Annotated in this window: 8 protein-coding genes and 3 pseudogenes; 6 read left to right on the top strand and 5 right to left on the bottom strand. The window is 57.8% G+C overall.

Annotated elements, in window-relative coordinates; translation table 11 throughout:
- Positions 1-93 precede the first annotated feature (93 nt).
- Positions 94-278 (top strand): annotated as a pseudogene (locus C7H84_RS37480) (IS5/IS1182 family transposase); the annotation flags it as partial.
- A 468-nt stretch (positions 279-746) separates the two neighbouring features.
- Here C7H84_RS37480 and C7H84_RS37485 read toward each other — a convergent pair.
- A pseudogene (locus tag C7H84_RS37485) lies at positions 747-1037 on the bottom strand (H-NS histone family protein); the annotation flags it as partial.
- A gap of 362 nt (positions 1038-1399) precedes the next feature.
- Here C7H84_RS37485 and C7H84_RS35455 point away from each other — a divergent pair.
- Positions 1400-2031: pseudogene (locus C7H84_RS35455) on the top strand (DDE-type integrase/transposase/recombinase); the annotation flags it as partial.
- A gap of 422 nt (positions 2032-2453) precedes the next feature.
- Here C7H84_RS35455 and C7H84_RS35465 read toward each other — a convergent pair.
- Both C7H84_RS35465 and C7H84_RS35470 read right to left on the bottom strand, forming a co-directional pair.
- Positions 2454-2756, bottom strand: a complete 303-nt coding sequence (locus C7H84_RS35465; protein WP_121863132.1) for a DUF4158 domain-containing protein — start codon at positions 2754-2756, stop codon at positions 2454-2456.
- 60 nt (positions 2757-2816) lie between these two features.
- A complete protein-coding gene (locus C7H84_RS35470; RefSeq protein WP_121863137.1) occupies positions 2817-3773 on the bottom strand; it encodes a class I SAM-dependent methyltransferase in 957 nt (318 codons plus the stop codon).
- 494 nt (positions 3774-4267) lie between these two features.
- Between C7H84_RS35470 and C7H84_RS36850 the strand changes: the two genes are divergently transcribed.
- Both C7H84_RS36850 and C7H84_RS35485 read left to right on the top strand, forming a co-directional pair.
- The gene (locus tag C7H84_RS36850; protein ID WP_162999508.1) at positions 4268-4849 is read left to right on the top strand and encodes a hypothetical protein; all 582 of its coding nucleotides are present in this window, start codon (positions 4268-4270) and stop codon (positions 4847-4849) included.
- A gap of 255 nt (positions 4850-5104) precedes the next feature.
- Entirely contained in the window at positions 5105-5341 is a 237-nt protein-coding gene (locus tag C7H84_RS35485; RefSeq protein WP_205611501.1) for a hypothetical protein, read from the top strand.
- Between the two features lie 87 nt (positions 5342-5428).
- Here C7H84_RS35485 and C7H84_RS35490 read toward each other — a convergent pair whose 3' ends face one another.
- A complete protein-coding gene (locus tag C7H84_RS35490) occupies positions 5429-5683 on the bottom strand; it encodes a helix-turn-helix transcriptional regulator (RefSeq protein ID WP_240462202.1) in 255 nt (84 codons plus the stop codon).
- 984 nt (positions 5684-6667) lie between these two features.
- Complete coding sequence (locus C7H84_RS36855; protein ID WP_162999509.1) at positions 6668-6991, bottom strand: hypothetical protein; 324 nt, start codon at positions 6989-6991, stop codon at positions 6668-6670.
- On the opposite strand from C7H84_RS36855, the gene C7H84_RS35500 reads away from it, so the two are divergent.
- The gene (locus C7H84_RS35500; RefSeq protein WP_121863136.1) at positions 6990-7619 is read left to right on the top strand and encodes a hypothetical protein; all 630 of its coding nucleotides are present in this window, start codon (positions 6990-6992) and stop codon (positions 7617-7619) included. The genes C7H84_RS36855 and C7H84_RS35500 overlap by 2 nt on opposite strands.
- 128 nt (positions 7620-7747) lie before the next feature.
- A partial coding sequence (locus C7H84_RS35505) for a winged helix-turn-helix domain-containing protein (protein ID WP_162999510.1) occupies positions 7748-8155 on the top strand: 408 nt, incomplete at its 3' end.

Raw genomic sequence — 8155 nt, forward strand, 5'->3', positions numbered from 1 at the left:
ACTATGTCACGAGACTCCCGCGTTTGCCGCGAAAGACGAAGACGTGTCCACAGAACGGATCCCGCTCCAGCACCGTCTGCACCTTGGCCGCGTGGCCGTCGCGACTGGAAGAAGGGCTGCAGCACCCATCGGCATTCGGTGGCAGAGAACGCGTGTATCACCTGAATACGCTCATGGGCAATCAGCTATGAGCACATCGGACGGAATCGCAAGCGACCGACGTCAATATCCACGTGGGCGCGCTGAATCGCGTGGCGGGCTTCGCACGCCCACGATCGTCCGCATTGCCTTACTCCGCAAGCAAGGGAGTCACGTCGACCTCATGCTCAATTTCTGCATCAACGCCGCGTATAGGCGACGTCAAACTTCGCACGAAACGGTGGGACAGCGCGCTCTCACATGGACGGCCAGCTAGATGAAAGGTGCAATGGAGGGCGGCCCGAGAGTCAAGTACCAGCTTTCCTTGTCTCTCAGGCGCCGGAATGGAGCCGTTACTCGCTTGGTGCGTCCGCCATCACTTCAGATTTGACGGGGCTGCCAGTCGTCTTTCTCGCCCCGGCAGTTCGCCGAGGTCCCGTTTTCTTTGCGGCAGCACTGGTTGACGCGCGCGCTTTTTTGCCCGCAACTGTCGCTCCTCGGGATTTCATTGATTTTGCGCTGACTTTTCGCCCCTTTGCAGTAGGCTTCTTTGCCGCAGCTCTTGTCTCCGCGGTATTGGCATCAGCCTGCTTCTCCGTTGCACTTCCAATTAGGAATCGCGATCGGTCCTTTACGTCCTTGATCCAGGCAGGAGCACGGCCCCGGCCACTCCACGTCTCACCGGTCTTGATGTTTTGGTACTTCGCGGCGAGGCGGCCTTCAGCTTTTTTGCCTGCACGTTGACGCCCAAAAATCTGCTCGCTCGTAATTCCGAATTCCGCCACCTTTTCTCGGATGTCGGTAACGATAGCTTCCAATTCCGCAATACGTGCTGCTTCCGTTTTCTCTTGCAATGCGGATAGCTGCGCCTTCAATGTCTTGTAGTCGCTATTTGCCATGTTCGTTTTCCCCATAGTTGTCGTTTGCGACGAGTCACAACGGTTGAATTATGCCATCCTTCGCGACGCTCGGGCCGGCTGTGTGTGAATCTTCAATAGGTTTTACCGACGGTCGGTCTCGACTCGGCGCGGAGCGGCGTGCAGATGCATTCGTGTCAGACTGCGCGACCGTTAGTTTGTCGATGGACGGGGCCGTGCAACGTCACCAGACGATCGGCGTGCGGGCCACAAACGTCGATCGCACCCAGGCGTGGTCTCATCGTTTCGGATCCTGACGACGGCAAGATATTTGCCGAAACCGGCGTCGAAGCTCGCGGGCCGGCGCGAACCTGAGAGCAAGAGGTGCGGCACGATTTCGTGCGCCGACCGCCAGCACGCCGGTGTCCAGCTGTCGGCCGGCTAACGATCTGGAAGCCGAGATCAGCAAGCTGCGCACGGAACTGGCCAGCGCGAAGCTGGGCATCAAGATCCTTCGAAAGGCGACCGCATACTTCGGAAAGGGATCGCGATGGAGTATGCATGGGTTGATCAGCATCGCGAGCCCAAGCCAATGCCGTGCTGGATGCTGAAGTGGCAGCCATTTACCGCACCAACTGCGGCAGCTACTGGCGTGCTCGTATTGTGCCGCAGTTGCGTGCTCAGGGCCGACCGGCGTACCCCGAACGCGTGCGCCGCAGCTGGCTACGCCGGGGGTTGCGCGCGATCTAGGAGCATCCTTATCGGGGCGAACGCGGATTCAACGCATCACCTGTCGGTGGCGCCGCATCTACTGGATCGGCGTTTCGATGGCTGGCGACTCAATCATGTCGGGGTGAGCGACATCACCTTCATCAAGATCGGCGAGGGTTGGTTATACGCGGCGGACCTGGATCTGGCGAGTCGGCGAATCGTCGGCTGGTCGATGTCAGTGCGGATCGACGCGGATCGGGTCTGCCAAGCGTTGCGGAGCGCTTGCTGGCAACACAAGCCCCAACCGGGATTGCTGCTGCATTCCGCCACTGGATCTCGCGCCATCAGCAGCATACGCTGCAAACCCCAACGAGGCCGGCCCGCTGGTGATCTGCCGCGTATCGATCGACATTCCGGGCCATGCACGTCGGGCTCCGATCAGCGAAGCGCTGGCATTCGCTCCTGTCGTCACGACTCCGTCGAAAGTGCCTGCCGCTTCCCAAGTATTACCGCCAGCCTAGCCAGGGCGTCCTGCCGCGATCGATCGGAATCGGTGTCTGTGGAGAGACGATTTGCACGAAGTCTGACTCGGGTGGTTCCGATACCGCTGACAACTCCGGAGACGTTTCACGTGACTGGGCACTCGCCGGTGCGGCCATCGAGCCAGGCCATCTGGTCGATCAGGAGGTTCGGATTCTGGTGACATGCTCGCTTAGCGTGTCGCTTGACTCGGTGGCAATTGGTCTGTCACTGATTCAGGTCGCTCATCCGGCGGGAAGCGAGGTAGAAGGGACGTACCCAGGCTTTTGCATGGATTTCCTCACCAATTAGATCGAGCGTGGGAACGGCCGGCAATTCGATATTCAGTGTGACCAAGGCTTTGATCGTCGCGTTGATCAGGTCGACAGGCTGATCCATCGACTGGGACGCTTCGTGAGTCGCACGCATCGCGATCTCGTTCGCAGCGGTCCCATAGTACGGCTTGACGTTCAGCCACGATCGTACTGTTCGAATTCGTCTTTTGCCTGTTTCCTTCCCATGTACGAATATCGTATTCCCTCACACGGTACAGGTACGCTAGTATTAGCATCCACAAAATATGAGATACCATCAAAATTTCGTCGGTTTGTGAGCAATTACAGTAGGAAACATGCGCGCGCGATCATCGAAAAACGTGATATCCCTGAAACCAGCACGTTCGAGTTGCTCGCTGGTTTGCGCATGCGTACGGAAAGTATTCCATTTGGCCTCGATGATCCTCGTAAATAGCAGCTGTTGCAGCTCAAGCAATGTCGGGGCAACTGCACTCATATCCCACGCCGATTTATTCGACAGCGTCGGCGGCGGAGTCAGAAAGCTAGTGATAAGCTGCCCGCCTGGCTTGAGTGCATCAAAAAACTTGCGATACAGGGTAACCACACGTTCGTTATCCGATTCGTAAATATTTAGGCCATTGCTTGTCAATACGTCGACTTCGGCATTGAGGCTCATCTCCCATGCGTCAGCATGATGCAGCGTTACTCGCTGCGCCAGGCCGCGATCATTTGCCAGCCTGTGCGCCCCGTCTAGTGCTTTTCTGTCCAGGTCAACACCAAGCAGTCTGACATCGGGACAAGCGTCGTAGTCGAGCAACAACAAGTCACCCATCCATCCACAAGGGACTGACGCGAGCACACTTCCCGGTTTGAGCTTTACCTGCAATTCGCGACGAAAGATATTGCAGCGTTCGCGCGTAGCCAGTACTGCCGGGAGTCGCTCAAAAATGAGGTATTCGAGTTCGGACACGCTACCCTGCTGCAAAGAGCCAGGCTCATAGGTTACAAGGCGATGTGTCCAGTATGCATCAAGCCCACGATTGAGCAGCAGGAACCTGCCAAATTCAAACCCAGACAACTGCTCGACGAGGGCGAGTTGTGGTTCAAGAAGGGCTGCAGGAAGATCTCCGGAAGCACGGAGCCGCGCTTTGACTGTTTCGATTATCCACTCGTTTGTGGAGTCGATATGAGCATCGTGAGAAATTAGTCGGGAAGATTTTGTCACCGGGCTATGTTTCGTGTTGTTAGTCATGAGAGCAATCATAGAGTGCCGCGCCAGAATTCACAAAACTACCATAGTGACGCGCTAGCGCTAAGCCTATATTATCTATAGCGGCGGCGTCATCCCGCAGATGTGGCGCGGCGATTCCAGTGCGCGGCCGGCGGTCGGGCCCGCCATCACAAAGCCGCGACCCCGGCGCTTGACATCATGCCGACGCTTGCGGTCCCGCAACCGCCGGTGAGCGACCCAGTCGATGCCTGACTGCCGCCTCGCGTCGTCGCCGTGCTGCATCGGCACGGCATACGGACCTTGGCCGACCTGACCGTGCGGATTCCCCGGCTCCAGTACTGCCATCATACCGGGAGAACCAAGGGCGAACGACCTCGCCGCCCCGGAAAACCGATGGCCACATTGTCGATCGATGCCGAGACCGCAGTCGTTCGAAATAGGCTCGAATTGATAGCCGCTTGGCGTAGGCGATGCAATATTGCTGCAGTCCTTTATCCTGAGGAGTACAAGCTCATATGCCAGTCACCCAAATTTCGCGAGCACCTCTTTCGATTGCCCCCTCCATTCCCACTGCCTCCAACTCGACTACCGCAGAAATCGATCGTCTGTGTGCGCTGGAGTATTACCGGAACAATGCGAACAGCCGGCGTGCGTTGGACGGGAGCCAGGAAGATATGGACATCCGCTTGGCTCTGGAGAAGATCGAGCCCGATGCATCCAAGAGGCACGAAGGTGATTTGATGAGGCTTTTTGCACTGGACTCCGACCCGCGATGCATGGCGGCGGTGAGCCAATTGATCGTAGATTCGTATGAGAACGATAGCGGGTTTCGAATCTGGGCTAACGAGCGTCTCGATCAGTTGATCCAGAACCCAGAGAGGCGCGCGGCCGTGAGATTGCGGGAGGGTACCGCGTATGACACGACGGTGACACCAGAGCAAATTGCGGCAGCCGGCGGTGTGCTGATGAAGGTGGTGTTGGACGAATACGGTCAGCTCGAGCCGGTCAATCAGTGGTGTGTCGACGGGATGAGAGGCAAAAATGCGTTCATTCGTGAATTTATTCGCGATGCGGCTGCCTTGGCACACCCGAACTAGGCGATGCGGTAGGTGATCGCGTAGGCCTCCGGTGATGAGAAGTTGGCAAAACCGGAGGCCCGCGAGGGGATCACTGGTTAATAGGCGATCGCGCGAGGTAATCGGCGACGTTGGCGTGAAGAGCCTGGACTTGTTCTGCGGCATCACACTGCACGCGATCCCGGACAGGCTGATGTGGTGGGTGTGACCTGAGACGTTTCTTGTAGCCATCCGGCACTGTCGCGCTGGCTCGCCCCGTCGTTGCCGGAAGTCTCGATGTTGGCTCTCGACTGCCTACTTGCCCGGCTCTATGCCAATCATGTGAAGACCACGATCAGCTTCCGCGATCTTGCACGACAGTTTGGCGGGAATCACATGACGTACAAGAGGGCATACGAGAAGACCGCGAAGCGCATGCGGGAAGTGCAGGCCTTGGCGATCGCTCGACGGACCCCGTATTTCCAGTGCACGGGCTTGGTCGCAAGCGAGGATGATGTGCAGCAGTCGGCCTGAACAGCCTGGATCGAGTTTTGTGGCATCAGCCTGCACGCGGCCCGGGGCAGGCTGATGCCGTCGGAGAATCCAGCCTACTGGTGGACGCTACGCGAACGAAATCACGAGTTTCTTGCCGCAAGCTGCTGCATATTTGCGCAACGTGGAAAACGAAGACGAGTGTTTTTCGCTGGCGAACGAGGCTTCGAGGCGCGATATCGCGGACACCGTGGTTCCCATTCGATCGGCTACTTGCGCTTGCGTCAAGCCCGCGTCTCGGCGTGCGGTGAGAAGCGCGTCGAGCGCGGTGCATTCCTCCTCGAGCGCATCGTATGCAGCTTTCACCCCGGGTTTGGCCATCATCTGGTCGACAAAGGCCTTGTCGTGCGGCACCGGCGCATACCGCTCGTCGCGGTCGTGTTGCAGTCGAGTCTTAGTCATGGCGTTGTACCTCCTTCAATCGCTTGCGGGCAATCCGTAGTTCGCTGTCTGGCGTCTCCCGCGTCTTCTTGACGAAGGAGAGTGCTCCATCACAAGCTTCCATCACAATGCGGCAGCATGGCAGACAAACGACCGCTTCCAGGAGCTTGTTTCGGCTGACTCGCCGGCTCAATACCGGGTGGCCGTGCTCGTCAACGCCGCGAGCACGGCCTGCGTGACGTGAGCGACCGGCGCTGCACGTGCTGCTCATTTTTCGGAAGAGGCGTTGCTGCGTCTGCGAATTGTTAGAAATGAAGGATTTCGTAAAGATTGTTGAGATCGATCAAGAAAAGTCGGCGGTCTTTGGGAAGTTGGCTATGATTCACTCGGCTTCCCGAGGTGCCGCGTTCTAGAGAGAGCGAAAACAGGTAGTCCTTTATAGCTCGGTTAATGCGGCTAGTGGCCGCGGGGAGTACTTGAACCGCCCCGGGAATCGTGGAGGCTGGTTGGTTTAAGTTGATGCGAGTTCAGCTTTCATGTCCGCGAAAAAGTTGCTCATTTCATCGGTGGTACTTTGTGCATATATCGGAACCGCGCAGGCGGTGACGGTGGAGCAAGCAACTGCGCAAGGCACTTCGATTGTTACAGCGACAGCGTCGTGCCCGTCGCTAAACCAAGTCGTGGGCAGCGGCAGCGCGGTAAGCGCGTCAGTCACTCAGCCGTGGACTCTAACGTATTCGGGACCGGACGATCCTTCGAATCCCGTCGCATGGAGAGTACAGTACCGTTGTGGTAGCACCCAGCAAACGTGTGCTTCTAATCCTGTAACCGTGACGGAAATTGCCATGTGCAACGCTTTGGGCTTGTAGGCTCATTACGCGGTTGGGTGGCTAGGCCAGCGCTGATCGCGAAAATTGTATCCCTTGGTCAAGGGTTTAGGACGGCTCGCTGGTTGGCGAGCCAGTTTTCTTCATATTGAGCATGCGTGTTGCGCTGCTTGAGTTCACTTTGTCGGAAGATGGTAAAGAACCCTTTTGCCAAAGTGGTTTGGGGAATTTGCACCGCAACTTGCGGCGCGCTCGCTTGCGTTTTCACGCTTCTGGTAATGGAACGATGGCCAGAATTGCCGAGTCGCGACATTGCCACTGTCGAGAGCCAAGCGACGCCGGCAGCGCCCAGAGTCGGTGCTCGTGGACAGTCGCCGCAGCCGGCACTAGCCGTCGCGGCTTCATCGCCGGTAGCGTCGAGCATGGTGAACACCGACGTGTTGACTATGCTGACGAGTACAAAGGCGCCCGTCGTGCGGCGCGGGTCTGACCAGAGTAACTCGCTTGCCATTGCGCTGAGCCGTGCTCTGCAATACCCGGTCTTCGGAGCGCTCGCGCAGCGGCATGATCCAGAGGGACAATTTGAGGCTACCGCTTGGGCCATGGCATGCACGCAGCACCAGCTGAAGGACGACGCGCAGCGCTGCGGTGATGCGCAATTGCGCGACCCGGGTTATGCATTGAACCTGCTGCGCGCGGCCGCTGGCACTGGTCAGCCTGGCGCCGTGCTGGAACTGGCTATAAGGCACCCCATGCAATGGAACACGATTGCACTGCCTGACGGCATGATGCTGGTTGATCACCTGTATGCAATGGCAGCCCACGGGGACATCGCAGCGCTCGAATTGATCAAGAATGGCTGTAAGGTGCCTGGCGCTTGTAGCGATCCGGTGTTCACACGCAACGTGCTCACGTCGCTCGAATTTCAGTTCGGGCGCGATGCGTTGCCGGCTGCCTATGTTGGACAGCTGGAAGGCCCGGACGCTGAACGTCAGCGCGCCATCGAGCGGGCTACGGCTTTGCGTCGATCCTTGCCCGGTCGATCAACGTGAGATCACGTCGGCGCGCTGCAAGAGGCGCCTTGCCCGCTTCGTGCGGGCTTTTTCATAGACGGACCGCTCGTACGATGGCACGGGTCTGGTGATGAACGGGGCTCTTGAACAGACACTCGAGGGGCGACATGAAACGCAGATACCTGTACATCGACAACATCGAGATCGATCTCGTATTTCGCACGATAAAAATTGAGGGGAAGGCGGTCTGCATGACACCGTGTGCATTCGATGTGCTCGAATTCTTGCTCCGCAACAGGAACAAGATCGTGTTGCGCTGCGCGATTCAGAGAGCCGTATGGGGACGCGAGCTCGATGCGTCGTCACGGACCCTAGAAGCGCATATTTCGCAAATTCGCTCGAAGCTGCGGCTGGACGAACACAAGAAGATAAGAATTATTACGGTCTATGCGGTGGGCTATCGTCTAGCACTGGACGATCCGGAGACGAGTAACGCGGAACCTGGCGATGCGGGATCTACCGATGGGTTCGCGTCACAACATATGATGGGTGGACCGTCACACAGGCGGGCGCAG

This window comes from Burkholderia sp. Nafp2/4-1b (assembly GCF_003635165.1).
Lineage (GTDB): Bacteria > Pseudomonadota > Gammaproteobacteria > Burkholderiales > Burkholderiaceae > Burkholderia.